Origin of the sequence: Calidithermus roseus (assembly GCF_003574095.1) — a bacterium.
Lineage (GTDB): Bacteria > Deinococcota > Deinococci > Deinococcales > Thermaceae > Calidithermus > Calidithermus roseus.
Window position 1 is genome coordinate 80773 of the sequence record NZ_QWLA01000001.1, and the last position, 21949, is coordinate 102721.

Annotated in this window: 19 protein-coding genes; 8 read left to right on the top strand and 11 right to left on the bottom strand. The window is 63.3% G+C overall.

The genetic code is table 11. From position 1 onward, the window contains the following. The 3 genes from Mrose_RS00365 to Mrose_RS00375 are packed head-to-tail and all read left to right on the top strand — an operon-like array spanning nucleotide 1 to nucleotide 1455. Entirely contained in the window at nucleotides 1–279 is a 279-nt protein-coding gene (locus Mrose_RS00365) for a DUF433 domain-containing protein (protein ID WP_119275449.1), read from the top strand. Further along, nucleotides 251–610, top strand: a complete 360-nt coding sequence (locus Mrose_RS00370) for a DUF5615 family PIN-like protein (RefSeq protein ID WP_245969365.1) — start codon at nucleotides 251–253, stop codon at nucleotides 608–610. The genes Mrose_RS00365 and Mrose_RS00370 overlap by 29 nt, the downstream gene beginning before the upstream one ends. Further along, nucleotides 607–1455 (top strand): hydroxymethylglutaryl-CoA lyase, encoded by an 849-nt coding sequence (locus Mrose_RS00375; RefSeq protein WP_119275450.1) that lies wholly within the window; start codon nucleotides 607–609, stop codon nucleotides 1453–1455. The genes Mrose_RS00370 and Mrose_RS00375 overlap by 4 nt, the downstream gene beginning before the upstream one ends. 140 nt (nucleotides 1456–1595) lie before the next feature. Here Mrose_RS00375 and Mrose_RS00380 read toward each other — a convergent pair whose 3' ends face one another. The 5 genes from Mrose_RS00380 to sucC all read right to left on the bottom strand — a co-directional run bounded on the left by Mrose_RS00380 (nucleotide 1596) and on the right by sucC (nucleotide 8839). After that, the gene (locus tag Mrose_RS00380) at nucleotides 1596–4502 is read right to left on the bottom strand and encodes a tetratricopeptide repeat protein (protein ID WP_338025227.1); all 2907 of its coding nucleotides are present in this window, start codon (nucleotides 4500–4502) and stop codon (nucleotides 1596–1598) included. A 4-nt stretch (nucleotides 4503–4506) separates the two neighbouring features. Beyond that, nucleotides 4507–5544, bottom strand: a complete 1038-nt coding sequence (locus Mrose_RS18710) for a hypothetical protein (protein WP_182482610.1) — start codon at nucleotides 5542–5544, stop codon at nucleotides 4507–4509. Nucleotides 5545–5552: 8 nt separating this feature from the next. After that, nucleotides 5553–6593 (bottom strand): hypothetical protein, encoded by a 1041-nt coding sequence (locus tag Mrose_RS00385; RefSeq protein ID WP_119275452.1) that lies wholly within the window; start codon nucleotides 6591–6593, stop codon nucleotides 5553–5555. Between the two features lie 240 nt (nucleotides 6594–6833). Further along, nucleotides 6834–7706 carry a succinate--CoA ligase subunit alpha gene (gene sucD / locus Mrose_RS00390; RefSeq protein WP_119275453.1) on the bottom strand — a complete coding sequence of 291 codons (873 nt, stop codon included), beginning with the start codon at nucleotides 7704–7706 and terminating at the stop codon, nucleotides 6834–6836. Next, on the bottom strand, nucleotides 7703–8839 hold the full coding sequence (sucC, locus tag Mrose_RS00395; RefSeq protein WP_119275454.1) for an ADP-forming succinate--CoA ligase subunit beta: 1137 nt from the start codon (nucleotides 8837–8839) through the stop codon (nucleotides 7703–7705). Before sucC ends, sucD begins: the two co-directional genes overlap by 4 nt. Nucleotides 8840–9074: 235 nt before the next feature. Between sucC and Mrose_RS00400 the strand changes: the two genes are divergently transcribed. Both Mrose_RS00400 and Mrose_RS00405 read left to right on the top strand, forming a co-directional pair. Next, on the top strand, nucleotides 9075–9689 hold the full coding sequence (locus tag Mrose_RS00400) for a hypothetical protein (protein WP_119275455.1): 615 nt from the start codon (nucleotides 9075–9077) through the stop codon (nucleotides 9687–9689). 49 nt (nucleotides 9690–9738) lie between these two features. Beyond that, complete coding sequence (locus tag Mrose_RS00405; protein ID WP_119275456.1) at nucleotides 9739–10179, top strand: PspC domain-containing protein; 441 nt, start codon at nucleotides 9739–9741, stop codon at nucleotides 10177–10179. Between the two features lie 85 nt (nucleotides 10180–10264). Here the strand turns inward: Mrose_RS00405 and trpC are convergent, their stop codons facing one another. Beyond that, entirely contained in the window at nucleotides 10265–11062 is a 798-nt protein-coding gene (gene trpC / locus Mrose_RS00410) for an indole-3-glycerol phosphate synthase TrpC (RefSeq protein ID WP_119275457.1), read from the bottom strand. 209 nt (nucleotides 11063–11271) lie between these two features. Here trpC and Mrose_RS00415 point away from each other — a divergent pair, with 209 nt between their 5' ends. Continuing rightward, nucleotides 11272–12144, top strand: a complete 873-nt coding sequence (locus Mrose_RS00415; protein ID WP_119275458.1) for a patatin-like phospholipase family protein — start codon at nucleotides 11272–11274, stop codon at nucleotides 12142–12144. On the opposite strand, the gene Mrose_RS00420 is transcribed toward Mrose_RS00415, so the two are convergent. The 5 genes from Mrose_RS00420 to Mrose_RS00440 all read right to left on the bottom strand — a co-directional run bounded on the left by Mrose_RS00420 (nucleotide 12109) and on the right by Mrose_RS00440 (nucleotide 17248). Then, nucleotides 12109–12546, bottom strand: coding sequence for a hypothetical protein (locus Mrose_RS00420; RefSeq protein WP_119275459.1), 438 nt, complete (start codon nucleotides 12544–12546; stop codon nucleotides 12109–12111). The genes Mrose_RS00415 and Mrose_RS00420 overlap by 36 nt on opposite strands. A gap of 4 nt (nucleotides 12547–12550) precedes the next feature. Next, nucleotides 12551–14620, bottom strand: coding sequence for a TRAP transporter permease (locus tag Mrose_RS00425; protein ID WP_119275460.1), 2070 nt, complete (start codon nucleotides 14618–14620; stop codon nucleotides 12551–12553). Between the two features lie 94 nt (nucleotides 14621–14714). After that, entirely contained in the window at nucleotides 14715–15671 is a 957-nt protein-coding gene (locus Mrose_RS00430) for a TAXI family TRAP transporter solute-binding subunit (protein ID WP_119275461.1), read from the bottom strand. 175 nt (nucleotides 15672–15846) lie between these two features. Further along, the gene (gene ribF / locus Mrose_RS00435; RefSeq protein WP_119275462.1) at nucleotides 15847–16767 is read right to left on the bottom strand and encodes a riboflavin biosynthesis protein RibF; all 921 of its coding nucleotides are present in this window, start codon (nucleotides 16765–16767) and stop codon (nucleotides 15847–15849) included. Continuing rightward, on the bottom strand, nucleotides 16751–17248 hold the full coding sequence (locus tag Mrose_RS00440) for an NUDIX domain-containing protein (RefSeq protein ID WP_119275463.1): 498 nt from the start codon (nucleotides 17246–17248) through the stop codon (nucleotides 16751–16753). Before Mrose_RS00440 ends, ribF begins: the two co-directional genes overlap by 17 nt. Before the next feature lie 327 nt (nucleotides 17249–17575). Between Mrose_RS00440 and Mrose_RS00445 the strand changes: the two genes are divergently transcribed. Together Mrose_RS00445 and Mrose_RS00450 are read left to right on the top strand one after the other, a co-directional pair. Beyond that, entirely contained in the window at nucleotides 17576–19012 is a 1437-nt protein-coding gene (locus tag Mrose_RS00445; RefSeq protein WP_119275464.1) for an amidohydrolase, read from the top strand. A gap of 232 nt (nucleotides 19013–19244) precedes the next feature. Beyond that, nucleotides 19245–21923: a phosphoenolpyruvate carboxylase gene (locus Mrose_RS00450; protein ID WP_119275465.1), complete on the top strand. Its 2679-nt coding sequence runs from the start codon at nucleotides 19245–19247 to the stop codon at nucleotides 21921–21923. Nucleotides 21924–21949: the final 26 nt, after the last annotated feature.

Sequence of the window (21949 nt, forward strand, 5' to 3'; positions counted from 1 at the left end):
TTGAAACTCAGCGCCCGGTCTCACGACGCTTTGCTCTCCCGCATCAACTCCAACCCCCACGTGCTGCGTGGTCGGCCCCGCATCAGGGGGACCCGCATCGCCGTGCACACGATCCTGGAGTTGCTGGCTTGTGGCCTGTCGGTGCAGGAGGTGCTCGAGGAGTACCCTGCCCTGACCCGTGAGGACGTGCAGGCCGCGCTGCTTTACGGCGCGCGCATGAGCAACTACGAGTGGATCGAACTCAACGTCTATGACGACCCTGAAGATCTTGCTGGATGAGAACATCCCCCTGACCGTCTCGTGGTGGCTGCTCACCGAGGGCCACGACGTGCTGACGGTGCGCGACGTGGGGTTGTCGGGCCGCTCGGACGAGACCCTCAACGCCTATTTGCACCGCGAGGGCCGCATTCTACTCACCCTGGACCTCGACTTCAGCGACCCCATCAAGCTGCCGGTAGCTGCCGGGCGCATCGTGCTGCACCCCGACGTGACCGACGGCGAGCTCATATGCCGGATGCTGCGGCGCTTCTTCGCGCTGGGGTTGCCCCGCTTCGGCGAACTCTACGTAGTGCAACCCGACGGCATCGCGCGGTACGATTACCGAGCATGAAATGGGTGGAATGTCCCAGGGATTCCTGGCAGGGCTTCAAGGGATTCATCCCTACCGCGCAAAAGGTCGCCTACCTCAAGCGACTGCTCGAGGCTGGCTTTCGCCATCTCGACCTCACCAGTTTCGTCTCGCCCAAATGGGTGCCCCAGCACGCCGATGCCGAGGCCGTGCTGGCCGAGCTGCCTCCGCCTGGGGGCCGGGAATATTTGGTCATCGTTGCCAATGAAAAGGGCCTCGAGCGCGCCCTGCAAGCGCAGGGCGTGACCAGCGTGGGCTATCCCTTCTCCATCAGCGAGACCTTTCAGCTCAAGAACCTCAACAAGACCATCGCCGACTCCTGGGAGCAGGTGGCCCGCATGCGCGATATGGCCGGGAATGGGCTGAAGTTCGTCGTGTACCTCTCCATGGGCTTCGGCAACCCGTATGGCGACCCTTGGAGCCCCCAGCTTCCCGTGGAGTTCGTGGGCAGGCTGCGAGAAATGGGCGTTCAGGAGATCGCCCTGGCCGATACCTACGGCGTGGCGACCGCCGAAGTCATCGGAGAGACCCTGAGCGCGGTGGTCCGGGCTTTTGGTCCTGAGGAGATCGGGGCCCACCTGCACTCGAGGCCTGAGGGCACGCTAGAGAAGGTGGATGCCGTGCTGGCGAGCGGAGTGCGCTGGCTCGAGGGCGCGCTGGGCGGAATCGGGGGCTGCCCCTTCGCCGGGGACGACCTGGTGGGCAATTTGAGCACCGAGTTGGTATTGCCCTATCTGGCTCGGAAGGGGCTCGAGGTCGGGGTACGGCTGGAGTCCCTGGCCGAACTCGCCGGGGAAGCTGCGTTACTCCACACCCGCTATGCCTGAAAAGGGTGAGCCCAAAGGTTCGGCAGTAAGCGCTTCTCGCTTGAGCTTTGGACACAACCAGATTGCCAAGCTTTGCGCGGGAAGCTCTCCTACCCCCCTGGGTTGGCCTTCGGTGCTTTGCCTCTCAGGCGAGAGTGACTTTAGTCGAGCATTTCCAGGTAGCTGGTGGCCAAATCCAGCTCCAGCCCCTCTTGTTTGAGCTGCTCGAGGGTTTGTTTGTCGAAAACGCGGGAGAGTTGATGTAACCCCGCTTGTAATGTGGGTTGTTCGGCTGGGGTCACCACAACCTCGTTTTTTTGGCGTATAACCTGAGCCGCGCCAAACAGGCGCGCCGATTGGATCGGGTTGCTGTGCAAGAGTAAAAGGGCCAGAGTTTCCAGGTAGCGGACTATAGTGAGGTGGTCGGTGGTTTGATAGGCCATGGGAAAACCGCTGCGGAGATACTCTTTGGCTTCGGCGAGATTTCCTTCTCGCAGGGCCGTTTCGGCCAGGCCCAACAACCCATAGGCAACACCGGGTTTGAGTCCTAGGGAGTTGTGGGTTCTAAGGCCCTCCTCAAGTAACTGCCTTGCTGCGGCGAGGCGGCCTTTTTGCAGCATAACCGTGCCCAATTCGCTGCTAACAAAACCAATCTTGAGCCCATGCCCTAGCTCGCGGTAAATAGCCAGGCTTTGTTGCAGCTTTGCTTCAGCTTCGTCAAGCTGGCCCTGGTCTCGAGCGGTAAGACCCAGGCTTTGCAAGGCGTTGGCGAGACGCAGTCGGTCGCCTAGTTGCTCTGCGCGGCGCATAGCATCTTCGCCTAGGGTCTGGGCAGCCGGATAATCGCCCCTTAGCCGAGCCACCTCAGCCAGATTAACCACCACAAAGGGAAGGCCCAGCGCATCTCCCACTTCCGTATAGGCCGCTAAGCTTTCCAGATACAGGCTTTTAGCCTCAGATAACTTGCCCTCCACCAGTGCCAGATTGCCACGAGAGAAAAGGGCATCGGCCAGGTTGCTTTTTTCTCCAAGCCGTCGCCGAATCGAAAGGTTTTCGTCTTGGTAGGTGCGGGCCGATGCAAAATCGCCCAGATGCGTCGTTAGGTTGCCCAGATTTTGCAAGGCATTGGCGATGCCTTCCAGGTCGCCATGGGCTCGGCGGAGAGCCAGGGATTCTTCCATCAGTGGGCGGGCGGTGGTGTAGTTTCCTTGTCGCCAAAGCAAAACCCCCAGACCCATCAATGCGTTTGCGCGAATCAACGGAGGAACTTCTCCAGGTAGAGCCAGTGCGTCTTGCAGCCAGCGCCACCCCTCACTAAATTGGCCGCGTAAGTCCCAGAACCAGCGCAGGCTCGAGGCCAGACGCAGGGCTTCTGTGGCTTTTTGGTTTGCAATCAGCCAGGTTAGGGCTGCGCGGTGGTTGGCCTGCTCGAGGTCAAGCCGTTCCAGCCAACCTATCTGCTGGGGGCCGATACGCCCGGCATTGGCCGCCTCGGCCAACTCGAGGTAGTAGGCGGCGTGTATCTCGCGGCGCTTGGGGGCTTGTCCGGAAAGCTCGAGTTTTTCCAGGGCAAACTCGCGTATAGTCTCGAGCATCGAAAAGCGGGGCTCGAGGCTCGGTTGCGTTTGAACCACCAGGCTCTTTTCTACAAGACCAATGACCTCATCGAGTAAATCCAGATCGGTTTCATCATGACAGACTGCTTCAACGGCTTCCAAATTGCTTCCGGCCACAAATACCGCCATGCAGGTAAATAAGCGCTGCTCTTGAGCCGACAGCAACCGATAACTCCACTCGATGGCATCCCGCAGGGTGCGCTGGCGCTCAGGGAGGTCGCGAGGCCCATCGGTCAGCGTTTTAAGGCGGTTGGACAGGCGTTGCAGTAAAGCCTTGGGTTGCAACACCTTGATTCGCGCGGCGGCGAGTTCAATCGCCAGCGGCAAGCCGTCCAGGCGGCGGCAAATTTCTCCCACAATAGGGGCATTTTCGGCGGTTAACGAAAAGTTGGGATTGACTGCGGCGGCCCGCTCCACAAAAAGCCGCACCGCTTCGCTCTGGCTGAGCTGGGCAAAATCCGCGCCGCTGGGCGGGAGTTGCAGAGGGGAAACCGCAAAATCTCGTTCACCGAAAATCCGTAGCACCGCGCGGCTGGTGATCAGAATCTGAAGGCCTGGGGCTTTTCCCAAAAGCTCGCTGACCCATGGCGCCGCAGGCAATATACCTTCAAAACCATCCAACACCAGCAACAATTTCTTGGGATACAGGTATTCGAGCAGGCTCTCCATGAGCGGGCGACTACTCGACTCCAGCAGGCCGAAACTGCGGGCAATGGACGGTAACAACATAGCCGGGTCGCTCAGGGTTGTGAGGGAAATAAAGTGCACACCATCTGCTAACTGCAGCTCGAGCCCACGGGCTACCTCTGCGGCGATCCGGGTCTTGCCCACCCCGCCTGGACCCACCAGCGTTACCAATCTTTCCCCTTGCAACAATAGAGTCCGGACGGCTGCGATCTCGTCATCACGTCCGATGAGGGAGGTCAGAGCGGCTGGAAGCTGCGGTATCACCGCAGGCTTGGATTCTGATAGAGCGGGAGGGGGCTGTTGGTTTAGCTGAACCAGGTCGGCGTGCAACAGTTGACGCAATTCCTCGAGGGTCGAGAAGGTTTTGGGATGAGTAGCCGTGGCCCGGATGGTATCGAGCAACTGAGTCAAGCGAGGCTCTCGTCTGGGGGAGGGTTCCTTGATGTAGATCAGCTGGGGTAGGTGGGCGGCCAAGCGATACTCGTCCTCCAGACCCGAAAGGGTCATGTTGGGAGCAATCCAACCATAGCGCTGATAGTAAATCCCCACGAAGACCTGGCTCTGCTGAATATAGAACCGATACAGGCTTTGTGGGGGATGAGGCCTAGCTCCCATCTCGAACATCACACAAGCGTGACCCAGATTCTGGATTACACTTCGCGCAACCAGGCGTTCTTCGGTCAGTTCTTGTAAGCTGGCGCTGATAAAAAATCGCAAGCTTGGGGTAACTGACGAAGTGGTGAGGGTTTGAGCGGGTATCATCATCCCCTTAGATGCCAAAGCGCTCGAGCAGGCGCTGAGCGACCCACAAGAGAATGGGAACAAAAATCGCCGTTGCCAGTAGTCTAGGGGTCTCGACCGGCCAGGGCCAAGTAGAACTGCGCTCGAGCAATGCAGTCTCGGTTTGCAAGGCCACCAGCCCCTTAAAGACGCCGTCCATCTGCTGGTAGCTACCCATGTCGATCTCGACATAAAGCTGGGTTACCAGGCGCTCGATCTTCGAGTGCGCTTCGTCTTGCAAACGGCGCTTTTCCTTAAGAAGCACCCCGTGGATACCCCAAGCAGGCCAAATAAACGCCGCCAGCACCACCAACTCTGCTACCAAGCAGGTCAGGTAATCGCTGTATTGCAGGCTTTGCCGAGGGGCAAAATAAAGCCAGGCGTAGTTGATAAAAGTCACCCCGATGACGATTCGCAAGTTGAGCCGGGAAAACACATATAAAGCCTGAGGCCGCATCAGGTCAGCATTGCTTTTTCGGTGCATCTTTTCACTAGCCCGTAGATAGTGAATTAGCCAGTAAATCAACCCCCCTAGGGTCCACCAAAAAACCAACAGGATGATCATGTCTATCACGCTGGCGGGCAGGGAAGTAAACATCAGCGAGGTTTCTTTGGCCGGGGCAGTGTGATGCTGTAGCAGGGCCCACGAAACCCCTAGCAGGCTGGCCAGCAGGGCCCAGTGACTACGGGCCGTGGTGAGTTTGTAACATTCAATATCGCTGTCCTGGTCGTTCATGGGTAAGAAGGGTCGAAAATGCACAAAGGTTGCTCTAGCCGACTTACGCAGGTAGTGCACCAGTCCCAGGCCGATGGCAAACATGCTGCTGTTGATGAAATGAAACAGGTTTATGGTGCCCACCGGATAACTGCCGTCCCACCACTTGACCAGCGTCTCGGCAGTAAAAAACCACAAGCCCATTGCCACATAAAGCAACCCGAATGGGACGGGTTTTCGCTCTATCCAGTCGTAGAGCCAATCTACCCAACTGGGCGGATACGGTCTGAGAATGGTTTGCTGAATGACCATAGAGCGTCTCAGGTGAATAAACGGCTCAGGATTCGCTGTACCAACCAGATTAGGAGAGGAGCCGCTATGGCAGTGGAAAGGATGCGGAAGGTCTCAGGCTGCCAGGGCCAGGTGGAAACTCGATCTAAAACGGCTTGCTGAATCTGGATGCTGGAGAGGGCTTTTTGCACCGGGTCAATTTTCTCGAGCATCCCTGCGTCTATGGTCTGGTGCAAGTCGGTAGTGACCTTTCGTAAACGCTCATTGAGTAGGCCTTGCAGGCGATGTTTCTCTTCTAGCAGCAAAATATGAATGCTCCACAGTGGAAGTACGAATACCATCACGATTATGGCTTCTATCCCTAACGAAACCGCGATGATGGCGGGGGGAGGGTGGGTGATGGTCAGGCTGAGTACGGCGAACCAGACATAGTTGATTAGGGTGCCGCCCACGGCGGCTACCAAAGTGTGGTTGGAAAGGGCATATAAGGGTTGGGGTAGCATTAGATTGATCTGTTCGATGCGGCTATAAATCTGCTGGAGGGTTCGGCTCTGGCGCAAGGCAATAAAAAACAGCGTACCGAGTACTGCCCAGATCAAGAACGCAATCCCTAAATCAATCGCCAGGCTTAAACGGGAGGAACCCCACAAAATAAAAGGGTGAACCGGTTGCATAATGACCAGCCAGTAGAACATTCCAAAGCCCGCACCGATCAGGGTGGCAGCCAGCGTAGGCACAGCCGGGGCCACCGAGAGCTGATAGCGGAGTTCCTGATAGTCAGCCTCACTCGGCTCTAAGGTAGGCTGAATATTCTCGAGCGCTTCTTGTGCGGCTCGAATCAAGTAGCGAATCAGCAGCAATCCCCAAGGAACATAGCTCGCCGCCAGAATTTGTAGGGGTAAAAATTGTCCCACGGCCAAACTGCCGTCCCACCACTTGGCCAGGGTTACGGCAAGTGCGAGCAACACAAACAGCCCAAGATAGGGTAGCCAAAACAGCATGCCCAACGCATCCCATCTGGAGATCAGCCAGTTTGCCCAGGAGGCCGCATAGGCTTGAGTTTTTGGCATACAAACCTCAGACCGTGGATCTACTAAAGTCTAGCTCAAGTAGATCCCAAGTGCGAATGCGCTACCCTCCTTCATACCCTTTGGAGACCTTAGCGCCCTCTATCCCCACCAGATGCCATTCATGCGAGGTGGCGCTCTTTACAAACGAGCCGGTGAATAGTCAAGAAGACACAAAGTAGCCGGATACCACTAAAGAAGCAAGGGCGACCTACGGGTCGCCCTTGGGGTTGCTGGTAGGGATTAGCCCAGCTTGGCCCGCACCAACTCCACGATCTCGTCGATGGTGTCGGCTACGGGCACGCCGGCGGCGGCGAAGGCGGCCAGCTTCGACTCGGGGGTGCCCACGTTGCCCATGATGATAGCCCCGGCGTGGCCCATCTTCTTGCCCTTGGGGGCGCTGCGCCCGCCAATGAAGCCCACCACGGGCTTCTTCATGTGGGCCTTGATGTATTCGGCGGCGTCTTCCTCGTCGGAGCCGCCGATTTCACCGCAGATCACCACGGCCTCGGTCTCGGGGTCGTCGTTGAACATGGGCAGCAGGTCCTTGAAGGTGGTGCCGATGATGGGGTCGCCGCCGATGCCGATGCAGGTCGAGATGCCGTAGCCCGCGTCGGAGAGGGCCTTGGCGGTCTCGTAGGTCACGGTGCCCGAGCGGCTGATGAGGCCCACCTTGCCGCGCTTGAACACGTTGGCGGGCATGATGCCCAGTTTGCACTCGCCGGGGGTGATCAGGCCGGGACAGTTGCCGCCGATGAGGCGCACGTTACCCATGGCTTTGATCTCGGCTACGGCCTTGACCATGTCCATGGTGGGGATGCCCTCGGTAATCAGCACCACCAGCGGGATTCCGGCGTGAGCAGCCTCGAGCGCCGCGTCCGCCGCACCCGGTGCGGGCACGAAGATGATCGAAGCGTCGATGCGGTGGTGGTGGGTGGCCTCCTTGACGGTGTCGTAGACCGGAACCCCCTGGGCCATCTGCCCGCCCTTGCCGGGCGTCATCCCGGCGACGATCTTGGTCCCGGCTTTCATCATCTGCTCGGCGTGGAAAGCCCCCTCGCGCCCGGTGATGCCCTGCACGAGGACTTGGGTGTTTTTGTTGACGAGGATGCTCATTGGGCACCTCCGGTCATCGCGACGATGGCTTTGGCAGCTTCGATAGAGGTCGGATACATATAGATGGGGCGGCCCTCGAGCAGCTTCTTGGCCTCCTCCTCGGCAGTCCCGGCGACCCGCATGGCCACGGGCTTGGTCAGGATGCCCTCGTCCATGGCCCGCAGTACGCCCTTGGCTACCTCGTCGGCGCGGGTGATTCCGCCGAAGATGTTGATGAACACGCCTTTGACGTCGGGGTCTTTGAGCACCACCTTGAGCGCGTTGTACACGATATCGGCCTTGGCCCCGCCGCCGATGTCGAGGAAGTTGGCGGCCTTGCCCCCCACCCGCTGCACCAGGTCGAGGGTGTACATCACCAAGCCCGCGCCGTTGCCGATGATGCCCACGTTGCCCTCGAGCTTGACGTAGGCGAAGCCGTAGTTGGAGGCCTCGACCTCGAGGGGGTGTTCGGCTTCTTCCTCGCGCAGGCGGGAAAGTTCAGGGTGGCGGTAGAGGGCGTTGTCGTCGAGGACGATTTTGGCATCGGCGGCGACGACGTCGCCGCTGGCCGTCACCACCAGCGGGTTGATCTCGGCGGTCGAGGCGTCGATGCCCTCGTAGGCGTGGTAGAGCTGCACGAGGATCTGTGCCAGCTTGTTGAGGTTGCCCTCCATCCCGGCCCGCTTGACCAGTTCCCTGGCCTCGAAGGGCCTGAGGCCCTTGTGCGGGTCGATGGCGTGCTTGATGATCGCCTCGGGGCGCTCAGCGGCCACCTCCTCGATGTCCACCCCGCCTTCTTTAGAGAGCATCAACACCACGCGCTGGGTCACGCGGTCGAGGATGAGGCCGGCGTAGTACTCCTTGGCGATGTCCACAGCCTTGGCCACCAGGACTTTCTTGGTGATGAAGCCCTTGATGTTGAGCCCTAGGATCTGGCCGGCCTTCTCGCGGGCTTCCTCGGGCGTCTTGGCCAGCTTCACGCCGCCTGCCTTGCCTCGGCCACCGGTGTGAACCTGGGCCTTGATCACCACTGTGTCGCCAAACTCGGTAGCGATCTGCTTGGCTTCATCGGCGGTGTAGGCGATCCTGCCGGGGGGAACCGGTATGCCGTACTTCGCCAGGATTTCTTTGGCCTGATACTCGTGTAAGTTCACCGTTGCCTCCTAAAGCGTTGTGAGGATATAGCCTCAGCCGTGGCGTATTATACGTTTTCACCTGCGGGCTCAAAAAAAGCGTTGGAGTTTGCGTGAGGACGCCGATCCAGGGCTTTTGCGGGTGGGCCGGGCGACGCGGGAGGCCCGTCATGACAAAAGTCAGGCCCCGGCTATGACTTTAGCTGGAGGAAAGTCCTGGCCGAAAGGATCTAGTATGGGCCTAAAGGAGGTCGGTATGTCAAACGACAATTCCAGACCGATCATCGGGCTCGTGCTGTTGGGCCTAGGCATCTTGTTCTTGTTGCACAACCTTGGCGTCAACATCGGCGAGACTTTCATTGCCCTGGTATTTGCCGGGGCGGGGCTGGGTTTCCTGGCCTTTTTCTTCCAGGACCGCACCCGGCCCTGGCCCCTTATTCCCGGCCTCGTGTTGCTGGCCATCGCTGGCCTGATCGCTTTTGGCGACCAGTTAGGGGAGCTGGGCGGCTCGCTGTTTTTAGGAGCCATCGGCCTGGGCTTCCTGGGCGTCTACTTGTACCGACGGGAAAACTGGTGGGCGATCATCCCAGGGGGTACCCTGCTCACCCTGGCGCTGGTGGCGGGCCTCGAGGGCGTCTGGGGGATTGACGGGGGAACGTTGTTTTTCCTGGGCCTGACCGTTACCTTCGCGGCGGTGTTCGCCACCGGCCAGCGCTGGGCCATCTTCCCGGCTATCGCTACGGCCCTCCTGGTCTTGCTGACGATAGGCTGGTTTAGGGGAGCGCTCGAGGTGCTGCTCCCTCTGGCGATGATCACGGTAGGGGCCTACCTGCTGTGGCGCGAGCAGAACAGGAAATCCCTGGAGAAGTGATGCGTGAATCCGGGGCTGCTCGCGGATTTTCTTTACGGGAGGGCATTCGATGAACGAACCGCGCAGGCTGTACCGCAGCGAGAAGGACCAGGTGATCGCGGGGGTGTGTGGTGGTCTGGCCGAATACTTCGCCATCGACCCCGTCTTAGTGCGAGCCCTGTTCGTATTGCTGGCCCTGTTCGGCGGGGGTGGCTTCGTGCTGTACATCATCTTGTGGATTGTCATCCCCAAGGCCGGCTCCACCGCGACCGGCTCTGAGGAGAGCTTGCGTCAGGGGCTCGAGGAGGTGCAGGGCAAGGCCCGCCAACTGGTTGAGGAAGTGCGTCGGGGCGGGAGCGGGAGCAGCGTGTTGGGATGGATTCTCCTGCTGGTCGGAGCGTGGTTGCTGCTCGACAACCTGGGCTGGATCCGCATTAACGGAGACCTGCTGTGGCCGTTGCTCCTGATTGGCCTGGGTGTGGTGTTGCTGCTGCGCGAGCGTAACCGTTAGGAGCGCTCAACCTCTACGAGAGCCCCGACTATAGCCAGGCTCCCAGCCGTATCGGCCTCAAGGTGGACGGCGGAGGGGGGCGCATTCAGATTCGGCGGTAGTCAGCAGCAGCCATCAGCGCTTCTATGGCCTTTTGCCAGTTGCCGCTGCGGGCTAGACGGGTGCCCACCAGCACGGCGTCGAAGCGGCCCACGAGCGAGCGCACCTCCTCGGGGGTACTGTAGCCGGATTCGGCGACCAGCAAGCCCTCGAAGCTCCTCGAGCGGGCCAGTTCGCCCAGGCGGGGGGCAGTGTCCATGTTGACCTTCAGGCTCACCAGGTCGCGGTTGTTGATCCCCACGATGGAGGCCCCGGCCTCCAGGGCGATGTCGAGTTCGCGCTCGTCGTGGATCTCCACCAGGGCCTCGAGGCCGTTTTTCCGGCTGAGCTCGAGGTAAGCCCCCGTCAGCTCGCCTAGCGCCGCCACGATCAAGAGCACCGCCGAGGCTCCCAGGGCGCGGGCTTCGGGGATTTGCGAAGGGTGCACGATGAAGTCCTTGCGCAACAGGGGCAGCCCCACCGCCTGCCGCACCGCCCGCAGGTCCTCCTCGGAACCGGCGAAGTAGTGAGGTTCGGTGAGCACGCTGATGGCACGGGCTCCGCCTTGCTCGTAGGCGCGGGCCACGGCGGGGGCATCCAGCGCGGCGATGTCGCCCTGCGAAGGGCTCTTGCGCTTGACCTCGGCGATCAGGGAGAGGCCCGGCAGAGCCAGGGCCTGGGAAAACGAGGGAATGGGCCGGCTCAGGTCGGGGCTGAAGTGGTAAGGCCGCGCCGACACCTCGGCCAGACGACGGCGGCAGATTTCGCCCAGCACGCCGGGGACATCGTGAAGGCGTGGTATCACCGCACCATGCTACCAAAATGCCTCGGGCAATGGTCGATAGCCCATAGCCATTGAGACGTCTGAGGACTGGGGGCTCGTGAATATCCCCCTTTGCTCCTGAAAGGCTGTCCGGCGTCTTGCCTTGAACCTACGACGTACGACCACAATGGTAAGCGCAAAGTGGAATAAGCTCTCATTCTAAACCGAAGGAGTGGCTCTACTCTAAAAATATGGGTGTCGTGCTTGCGCTTGGCGGGGGTGGTGTGCGAGGAGTAGCCCATCTGGGGCTGCTCAAAGTTTTGCGCGAAGAGGGCATTCCCGTCGCAGGTATCGCGGGCAGCTCGGCGGGTTCGCTGGCTGCGGCCATCTATGCTTTAGACCTGCCGCTAGAGCCCAGCTTCGTCCTGCACACCCTCTACGACCCCGAACTCGAGCGCCTGCAAAAAAGCGGCAAGTTGCGCCAGATGGTGCGGGTGATGGAGTTCTTGCGCAAGCCCACCCTGGCCGAAGGGCGTTACTACCAGGAAGGGCTCTTCAGGCTCTTCGGCACCAAGCAGATCGAGGATAGCCCCCTCCCGTTGGTGATCCAGGCCGCCGACTTCAACACCGGCGAGCTTGTTGCCCTGCGCTCGGGGCCGCTGGCTGAGGCCATCCGGGCCAGCAGCGCGATCCCCAGCATCTTCCCACCGGTGCGCTGGAATGGGCGGGTGCTGGTCGATGGCGACGTGGCCGAAAAGGTCCCGGTCACTGCGGCGCTGAGCCTGGGGCTAGGGCCGGTGGTGGCCTTCGATGTCTCCAACCCCTACATCTGGAGCGAGCCCAAGACCGCTCTCGAGGCCGCCTTGCAGGCAGGGGAAGCCTCGCGCCGCCGCCTGGTTGAACTGGCGCTAGGCCAGGCCGATCTGGTGGTGCGGCTCAACCCGCCTCATCCCATCGACACCTTCGACGCCTCGCAGGCTGGGGCGCTCTTCGAACTCGGACAGGAGCGGGCCAGGGAGGCTCTGAGCGAAATCCGGCGCCTGATCCAGCCGCCGCGGGAGCGGAACGCTCCTGCACCGCACTGGTGGTCACGGCTGTTCAAGCTGACGCAGAAGGCCAGCTAGCCCGGCTGCGTAGGCGGCGAGGGCAAAACCCACGATCAGCAAGGCCCACAGCGGCAATTCAGCCCGCAGGCCGATCGTCGCGAGCAGCAAGCTCGTGGAGAGACCGGCCACGTCCAGCAGCGCGCTGGCGGCGTGGCGGGTTCTTTGCTTGCTGAGCCTGGCGAGTTGCTTGCGCCGCAGCAGCCAGGCCCAGGCGGTCAGGGCGATGCCCAGATACACCGCCCCCACCCAGCCGGGTACCGCGCCCAGCGGCTCGAGCAGTGCGAACACCAGTGCGGCCAGCAGCAATTGGGCCACCCCACTCACGGCGTAGAGCAGCACGTAGCCGTGCCTGCGGTGCGGCAGGGGTGTTTGCGGCTCGAGCAGGGCCTCGAGCCAGCGCTGTAAGGATGGGGCGGGCATTGCTTCAGGTTTGCACGGGCCTGCGGCTCAGCACGAAGCGCTGCCAGGCGTAGGTGGTGGCGAAGAGGGCGATGCCGACGAGGTCGCTGACGAAGCCGCTGGAGACCAGCAGCAGCGCCGAGGCCAGCATCACCAGCCGCAGCAGCCAGTTCACGTTCCCCGCCAGGTAGCCAATCGTCGCCACTGCGAAGGCCGTCATGCCCAGCAGGGCCGTCACCGCGATCCACACACCCTCGCCGAAGCTGCTCACTCCGATGAGCAGGATCTTGGGGTCGAAGACGATCATGTAGGCCAAAAGCGCGGTGCGCAGCTCATAGACGAAGCCCTGCACCCCGGTCTTGAAGGGGTCGCCCTTGGAGATGGCGGCGGCGGCGTAGGCTGCCAGCGCCACGGGTGGCGTGGAGTCGGCCATGATGCCGAAGTAGAAGGCGAAGAAATTGATGCAGATAAGCAGGATGGCGATTTCGTTGGTGCCGAAGGTGAGGCTGCCGTAGTCCAGGCCCGCTTCGCCGCCCAGCCTGAACAGCGTGGGTGCGATCAGCGTGGCCATGATGACGTAGTTGGCGGTGGTGGGCACGCCCATGCCCAGGAAGAGGCTGATGAGCTGAGCCAGCACCAGTGCGGCGATGAAATTGCCAAAGGACAGCGTGCGCATGATGTCGGCCAGGCCGGTGCCGACGTTGGTGATGAGCACCACGCCCACGATGATCCCGGCCACCGCGGTGGCGATGGCGATGCCCACCATGTTGCGCGCGCCGTTCTCGAGCCCCTCCACGATCATCTGTGCCCCCGAGCGCAGGCCCATGACCAGGTTGCCTCTGCGCCAGCCCAGGTAAAGCTCTTGCACCAGGACCACCAGCATCAGTGCGAACACCGTGTACAGCGCTGAGGTGTTGGGGGTGAGAGGACCGTTGATCCCGGCGCGGAAGGGATCGTCGAAGAGCAGGCAATACAGCAGGAAGCCCAGCACCAGCAGATAGTGCAGCCCGCTGCGCAAGGTCTTGCCGAAGTCGGGGAGTTCGCTGCGCGCCATCCCACGCAGACCCAGCTTGGCGGCCTCGAGGTCAGCCACCACCAGCAGCGAGCCGTAGGCCAGGATGGCAGGCAGGATGGCGAAGATGATGATCTGGGGATAGGGCACGCCCAGCAGGTCGGCCATGATGAAGGCGGCGGCGCCCATCACCGGGGGCATGAGCTGACCGTTGGAGGAAGAGGCCACCTCGATGGCCCCGGCCTTCTCGCGGGTGTAGCCCGCGCGGATCATGGTCGAGATGGTGAAGTGGCCGCCGGTCACCACGTTGGACACCGAAGACCCCGAGACGATCCCGTTGAGCGCGGAAGCGATGATGGAGGCCTTGGCTGGGCCGCCGCGCACCCCGCCTAGGAGGCTGTAGGCCAGGTCGGTGAAGAACTGCCCAGCCCCCGCGCGGTCGAGGATGGCCCCGAAGAGCACGAACACGAACACCGTCTCCGCCGAAACCGCGATGGGCGTGCCCCAGATGGAGTCGTTGGTGTTCATGAAAAGCTGGTTCATCAGCGAGCGCCAGCTAGCTCCCGCGTGCAGGTCGCCCAGGATGCCGGGCAGCTCGAGCTTGATCAGCCCTGCCGGGCCCGAGAGGGCAAAGAGCATGAAAACTCCGGCGATGATGGGCATGGCCGGACCGATGGCCCGCCAGGCGGCCAGCAGCAGCATGACCACCGTGGAAGAGGCGACCCAGATATCGGTGCGGTTGCCGAAACCGCCGCGCTCTTCGAGGATGCCCCGGTACTCGAACACCGCGTACAGCGCCGAGCCCACGGCCACGACCCCCAGAACCCAGTCGAACCAGGGGATCCGGCTCCTCGAGCTGCGCTTGCCAAAGGGATACACCAGGAACACCAGGGCGAAGGCGAAGGCCAGGTGGGTGGCCCGCCAGACCAGATCATTCAAGGTGCCCACATAGGTCGCGTACATCTGGAACAGGCTCCAGCCCACTGCCAGCCCCAGAACCAGCCAGCGCACCCAGCCCCTGGGTTTGCGCCCGCCAAACTCGACCTCCTCCAGGAGGTGTTGAGCCTTATCTACTTCGCTCATTGCGACTCCTTCAGGGATAACGCCAAAAAGATACGTCAATATACAACCGAAAAAAACAGGGACGGCAGCGCCATCCCTGCCTGAGGTCACGCCCTCACTTCAGCACGCCGATTTCCTTGTAGAAGCGCTCAGCACCGGGGTGCAGCGGCACCGGCAGGCCCCTCACCGCACCCTTGAGGCTGAAGTAGCGGGCCAGGTTGGGGTGGATCTCCTTGAAGGCCTTCTCGTTGCCGATGGTGGCTTTGAGCACGTTGTACACGGCGTCGGCGCTGAGGGAATCGGCGGCGATCCACATCGACTTCACTGCGGCGGTGATGGTGCTCACGGCTTCGCCCTTGTAGGTGTTGCCGGGGACGACCACCTGGTCGTAGAAGGGGTACTTTCGCTGCATGGCCTTGATCTTGTCGGGCTCGATGGGCACCAGGTTGACCTGGGTGGTCAGAGCCAGGTTCTGGATGGCGGAAGCGCCCAGGCCCACGGTGTAAAACATCGCGTCGGCCTTGCCCTCCTGGAGCTGGGTGATGCCCGCCGAGGCGCTGGCCCGGATGGTCTGGCCCAGATCTGAGAAGCTCAGGCCGTAGGCCTCGAGCACGTGGCGGGTGTTCTGCTCGGTGCCCGAGCCCACGTCGCCCACGATCACCCGCTTGCCCTTGAGGTCGCTGATGGAGGCGATCTTGGAGTCGCGGCGGGTCACCACGTGGATGACTTCGGGGTAGAGGATCGCCACGCTGCGGATGGACTTCACCGGTTTGCCTTCGAAGGCCGGGATGGTGCTGCCGTTGTAGGCGTAGAAGGCGATGTCGTTCTGCACCAGCGCCATCTGGAGTTCGCCCGAGGCGATGGCGTTGATGTTGAACACGCTGCCGCCGGTGGAGCGGGCGTTGGCCCGAATGTCGATGTTGGCATCGTTGATGAGCTTGGAGATGCCGGTGGCTACGGGGAAGTACACCCCGGTGGTGGAGCCCGAGCCGAAGGTGATGAAATCAGCGGCCAGGGCGGACGCAGCCAAAACAGCCGCACCGATTATGCTCAACACAGCAGGTTTGCGCATGTTTTTCCTCCTTCGCGCGAACATTATACTTAAGCCCTCCCGATACGGCCAGCGTATGATCGCCAGCAATAACGTTCGTAACGCGAATCTTTTGTGATCATCCCGGTATTTGGCCGACCAATATCGTAAGCTTTGAGATCGAGCACCGGATTGCTCGTGCGTAACGTGAGGCGGATCAGGTTAGGTCCAGGGCGGCTCGAGCCGCCTGGGCGTCGCGGGCGATCTGGGCCTTGAGTTCGTCGAGCGAACCGAACTTCATCTCGTCGCGAATCTTGTGCATGAACTCCACGGTGAGCTCCTGACCGTACAGGTCGCCCTCGAAGTCGAACAGGTGTACCTCAAAGCGCAGGACCCGGCCACCCAGGGTAGGCCGGTGGCCCACATTGGCGACGGCTCCGTACTCCCCTTCGTGGGTTCGTACCCGCACCGCGTACACCCCCAGCGGTAGTACCTTCATGGCCGAGACCTGCAAGTTGGCGGTGGGAAAGCCCAGCGTGCGCCCCAGATGGTCGCCCTCGACCACGATGCCCCTAGCCGAGTAGGGCCGCCCCAGGAGCCCCCTGGCCCCTTCCACATCACCTGCTTTGAGCAACTCGCGTATCCGGCTGGATTTGACCGGCCCGTTGGCCAGGTCGGGCCGCAAGGCGATGTCTCGAGGCAGCTCGAGCAGGGGCAGGACGCGGATAGGAGCCACGCTCGCCAGGTCTTCGAGGCCCCCGGCCCGGCCCCGGCCAAAGCGGAAATCCTCCCCCACGTAGATCAGGCGGGCCTCGAGGCCGCGCAGGTCGCCGAGGAACTCGCTCTTGTCGCGGCGGGCGAACTCCTCGTTGAAAGGCACGATCAGGGCGATTTCGACTCCGAGGCCGCGCAGCAGCTCGGTCTTCTCGGAGAGGTCGGTGAGGAAGCCCTCGCCCTTCATGAAGACCTTGCTGGGGGGGTCGAAGGTGTAGACCAGCAGCGGCATGTGGTGGGCATGGGCGTCCTGGAGGGCCTGCCGTAGCAGGTGCTGATGGCCCAGGTGCAGGCCATCGAAGCTGCCCACCGCCACTACCTTGGGGCCAGGAGGGGCGTCCTGGGGGTCATTGATCAGCAGCATAGTCGCTGAGGTAGAACAAAATCCCGGCCATGGCCGAAGCCGAGATCTGCGTCCGGTTCTCCCGCGCGGCCTTGAGCACCTCGCGGGGGTCGTGCCACTCCACTACGATATCCTCGTCATCGTCGGGGATGCCAGAGGCGGGGCGCAGGTTGCGGACCCTGAAGACGTGGAGTTTCTCGTCGCAGAAGCCGGGGCTGACGTAGAAACTGTTGAGGTACTCGAAATCCCCCGTGAGCTGGGCCTCCTCGGCGAACTCGCGCCGGGCGGCCTCGAGCGCCTCCTCGCCTTCTTCGATGAGCCCGGCGGGGATCTCGAGGGTCTCGCTGGCGACGGCGGGCCGATACTGCCGCACGAAGAGGATTTTCCCCTCCCGTTCGGCCAGGATGCACACGGCGTGCTTGTGCTCGACGATCTCGAATCTCTCGTCCTCGATGGCTAAGTTGAGGATGCGTCCGTGGTAGAGGTAGCGCCGCTGGGGCATGGGGAAAGTATATGGCGCTGGGAGGGGTGGGTCGTAGGTCCTTGGGCGGAGGGGGGATAGCTGATGGCCGAACGCCCAACGCTGAACGCCGATAGCTGATAGCCGGTGGCCGGGCGCGGGGCGTGCGTCGTACGTCTTACGTCGTACGCAAAACGCCAAACGCAAGACGCCTTGTTCCCCCCTTAGCAAGGGGGGTTAGGGGGGATAAACCCTCCCCGCGTGCGGGGAGGGAAGGTGGGGTTACCAGAGGCCACGGGCCTCCCGCTGATGGCTGACGGCTGACCGCTGACGGTTTACCGCTTCCCGTCACCCGATAAACTGATCCCCATGCTACTCATCGCAGACGTCTGGACCATGACCGAGGTGGGGCGGGCGCAGGCGGTGTACCTCGAGGGCGACCGCATCGCCGACGTGGGGCTGGAGCACGACCTCTCGGCCCGTTACCCCAGGGCCAAAAAATCCCGCTTCGAGCGCATCACGCCGGGCCTGCATGATGCACATACGCACCCGCTGGGTTGGGGGGAGCAGTTGGAACGCCTCGACCTGTCGGGCGTTCACGACCCCCGTGAGGTGGCCCGCAGGGTGGCCGAGCGTGCTCGAAGCCTGCCGCCGGGGACCTGGATTCGCGGGGCGGGCTATCTCTTCGACCACTACCCGCATAGGTCGATCCTGGATGAGCTGGTTCCCGATCACCCGGTCTTCGTGCGCAGCCGCGACCTGCACTCGGGCTGGGCCAACACCCGCGCCCTCGAGCTAGCCGGGGTGAGCCGGGACAGCGCTGATCCCGAGGGGGGAGCCATCGTGCGCGACGGGGTAGGAGAGCCCACGGGGTATCTGCTCGAGACCGCCCAGGGCTACATCCAGCGCATCCTGCCGCCGGGGACCGTGGCCGACCTCGAGCGCGGCCTGCGCGACCTGGCCCGCCGGGGGTACACCGCTACCCACCACATGGGCTGGTGCCCGCTGGAGTACGCCGAGGAACTGGCCCGTTCCGGACGGCTGCCGCTGCGACTGTGGTGGGCTATGGACAAGGACAACTGGCAGGGGGTGAAGCCGGGCTGGCGCGGGGATTCGCTCGAGGTGGCCGCGGTCAAGTTCTTCGCCGACGGGGCGCTGGGCAGCCGCACGGCCTGGATGATCGAGCCCTACCCCGACGGCACCCACGGCATCGTCCTGGACCCGCTCGAGTTCATCCGTGAGCAGGGCGAGGCCGTGCTCAGGGCGGGTTTTGGCGTGGTGACCCACGCCATCGGGACGCAGGCGGTGAGGGGGTTGCTGGAGGTGTACGAGCAACTCGCCCCGCTGGTCTCGCCCGCTCGTCCGCTCCGCATGGAACACGCCCAGCACGTGCGCGACGAGGAACTGCCCCGCTTCAAGGGCCTGCCCCTGGCCCTTTCCATGCAGCCCATCCACGCGCTCGAGGACGCCGACCTCGTGCGCCACCACCTCCCTGGCAAGGAGCACGAAGCCTTCCGCCTGCGTGACCTGTGGAACACCGGCCTCCCCCTAGCCTTCGGCTCCGATGCCCCAGTCGCTCTGCCCGACGTGCTGGCTGGAATCCAGGCTTCCCTCCACAATCCCCTCAACCCCACCCAGTCGCTCAACGAGGCTGAAACCTTGTGGGCCTTCACCCGTGGCGCCGCGCTGGCGGCAGGCTGGCTCGAGCACGGCCTCATCCGCCCCGATGCCCCCGCCGACCTGACCCTTTGGGAAGGCGGAAAGCCGGTGGGGCGGGTGTTCCGGGGGGAGGTGGAGCTGGGGTAGGTGGAATGCTGATAGTCGATGGTCGATAGCCGCTAGCTGATAGCCGAACGCCCAACGCCGAGCGCGGGTCGTACGTCCTACGTCGTACGCCGTACGCAAAACACCCAACGCCGAACGCTAACCGCATGACGTAGGGGCGGGCCCACGTGCCCGCCCTCGCTCTTTCCCCCGCATTTTGGTACACCAAAGCGTGTAAACTTATGCACAAGTTGCCCTTGGGCAACCGTTCCCTATGATTCAACCTGTCGTTGATCCTCTGTACGACCAGCTCAAGCGCGAGGTGGATTTGCTGGGCCGGGCCCTGGGCCGGGCCATCGTGGATCTCTCGGGCCAGAAACTATTTGACCTCGAGGAGGACGTTCGCGCCCTCAGCAAGCATTTGCGCCAGCATCCGGGCGATAGCGAAGCGAGGCAGAAGGTGCGCGACCTCATCGCCCAGCTCAACCTCGCCAGCCTCGAGGGGTTGGTGCGGGCCTTCTCGACCTATTTCCACCTGGTCAACCTGGCCGAGGAGCGGCACCGGGTACGGGTCAACCGCTCGAGGGAGCAGGCTTCCACCCCCGACAGGCCCCGCTCGGAGTCCTTCCGGGCACTTGTAAAGCAGCTCAAGGCGCAGGGGCTGAGCTTCGAGCAGGTCAGCGATCTGCTGCGGCACCTGCGGCTGCACCTGACCTTCACCGCCCACCCAACCGAGACCCGCCGCCGCACCGTGCGCCACCACCTGGCCGAGGCCGAGCGGCTTCTGGAGGGCCTGGAGCGGGGTGAGGCCGGTGAGGAGGACATCCAGGCCCGCGCGGCCCTGCTGTGGGGCACCCTCGAGTTGCGCCACAGCCGCCCCACCGTGCAGGACGAGGTCAAGGGGGGGCTGTACTATCTGCCCGCCACCCTCTGGCAGGTGCTGCCCCGGCTGGTAGAGGGGCTCGAGGCCGCCGTCGAGGCCGAGTACGGCCAGCGTCCCGACCTCAGCGTGCCCATCGTGTTCCGCAGCTGGATCGGGGGCGACCGCGACGGCAACCCCAACGTCACCCCCGACACCACGGCCTGGGCGCAACACTACGCCCGCGAGCTGCTGTTGGCCCGCTACGTGGAGGCGGTGGACGCGCTCATCCGCGATCTCTCTCTCTCCGATGAGCGCCTGCCCGTACCCCGCGAGGTGCGCGAGGAAGCCGAGCTGGCCATGCGGCAACTGGGCCTGCCCGACCGCTTTGCCGCAGAAACATACCGCCGCTATTTGATGAGCCTGCGTTACAAGCTGCGGGCCATGCTGGGGGAGCAGCCCGGCGAGGGCTACAGGCTGCCCGGTGAGTGGCTGTCGGATTTGCGCCGGGTCGAGCAGGGCTTGAATCAGGTGGGCCTGGGGACCGCCGCCCGCCGTATTGTTCGCCCGCTACGCCTGCGGGCCGAGGCGCTGGGGCTGGATTTGGTGGCCCTGGACCTGCGCGAGGAGTCGCGCCAGCACACCGAGGCCGTGGCCGAGCTGCTGCGAATCGCCGGGGTGGAGGAGAACTACGCCGCCCTCGAGCCCTCCGCCCGCGCTGCCCTGCTCACGCGTGAGCTGGCCACTCCCCGTCCGCTGGCCCCGGTGGGCTACAAGCCCCAAGGCCGCGCGCTCGAGGTGGCGCTGGGCGCGCTGACGGTCTGGAAGGCGCGGGGGGCCTACGTGGTGAGCATGACCCACTACCCCAGCGACCTGCTCGAGGTCTTCACCCTGGCCCGTGAGGTCGGGCTGTACCGGGTGGGCAAGGCCCTGCCCTTCGACGTAGTGCCCCTGTTTGAGACCCTCTCCGACCTGCAAGCGGCCCCACAGGTAGTTGAGGAACTCCTGCGCAATCCGGTGTTCAAGGCCCACGCCCAGGGGCGGGGGGTGCTCGAGATCATGATCGGCTACTCTGACTCCAACAAGGACGCGGGCTTCCTGGCGGCCAACTGGGCGCTCTACCGGGCCCAGGAGGCCATCACCGAGGCGGCGGCACGCCACGGGGTGCGGGTGAGCTTCTTCCACGGGCGCGGCACCAGCACCGCGCGGGGCGGGGGGAGCGCGGGCCGGGCGCTGGCCAGCCTACCGCCGGGCACGGTGGGCGCCCGCATGCGCCTGACCGAGCAGGGCGAGGCCCTGGCCGACCGCTACAGCCACCCCGACCTGGCCTACCGCAACCTCGAGCAACTGCTCTACCACCTGGGCCTGGCCGCCGCCCGCGACGCCTACGGCGGGGAAGCGCCGGTGAAGCCCCTCTGGCGCGAAGCGCTCGAGCACGCCGCCGAGGTCTCGACCCAGGCCTACCGCGAGCTATTGGCCCGCCCCGGCTTCTTCGAGTTCTACGAACACCTCACCCCCATCCGCGAAATTGCGGCGCTCAACATCGCCAGCCGCCCGGTCTATCGCTCGGGCCGGGTGCGCGAGATCAAGGACCTGCGGGCCATCCCCTGGGTGATGTCCTGGACCCAGGTGCGCTTGCTGCTCCCCGGCTGGTACGGCTTGCAGGCGGGCCTGCGGGCCATCGAGCCCGAGCTGCGCCGCGAGATGTACCGCGAGTGGCCCTTCTTTAAGAGCACCCTCGAGGCCGCCGCCCAGGCCATGTCGGTCGCCGACTTGGGCATCGCCCAGGAATACCTGCGTCTGGTGCCCCCACGACTCGCCCAGAGCTTCTTCCCCGACATTGCCGCCGCCTTCGAGGAGGCCAGGGTCTTGCTGGAGGAGACCTTCGAGGGCCCCCTGCTGCACAACCGCCCCATCCTGGCCCGCCAGACCGAGCTGAGAAACCCCTACGTAGACCCCATCAGCTACGTGCAGGTCGAACTCCTGGCCCGTTACCGCCAAACCCCGCCGGAGGCCCCGGAGCGCACGGGGCTCGAGCGGGCTTTGCTCTTCTCCCTGCTGGGCATCGCTGCCGGGCTGCGCAACGCAGGCTGACCTCCTCAAGCCACTCTGCCTCTGGC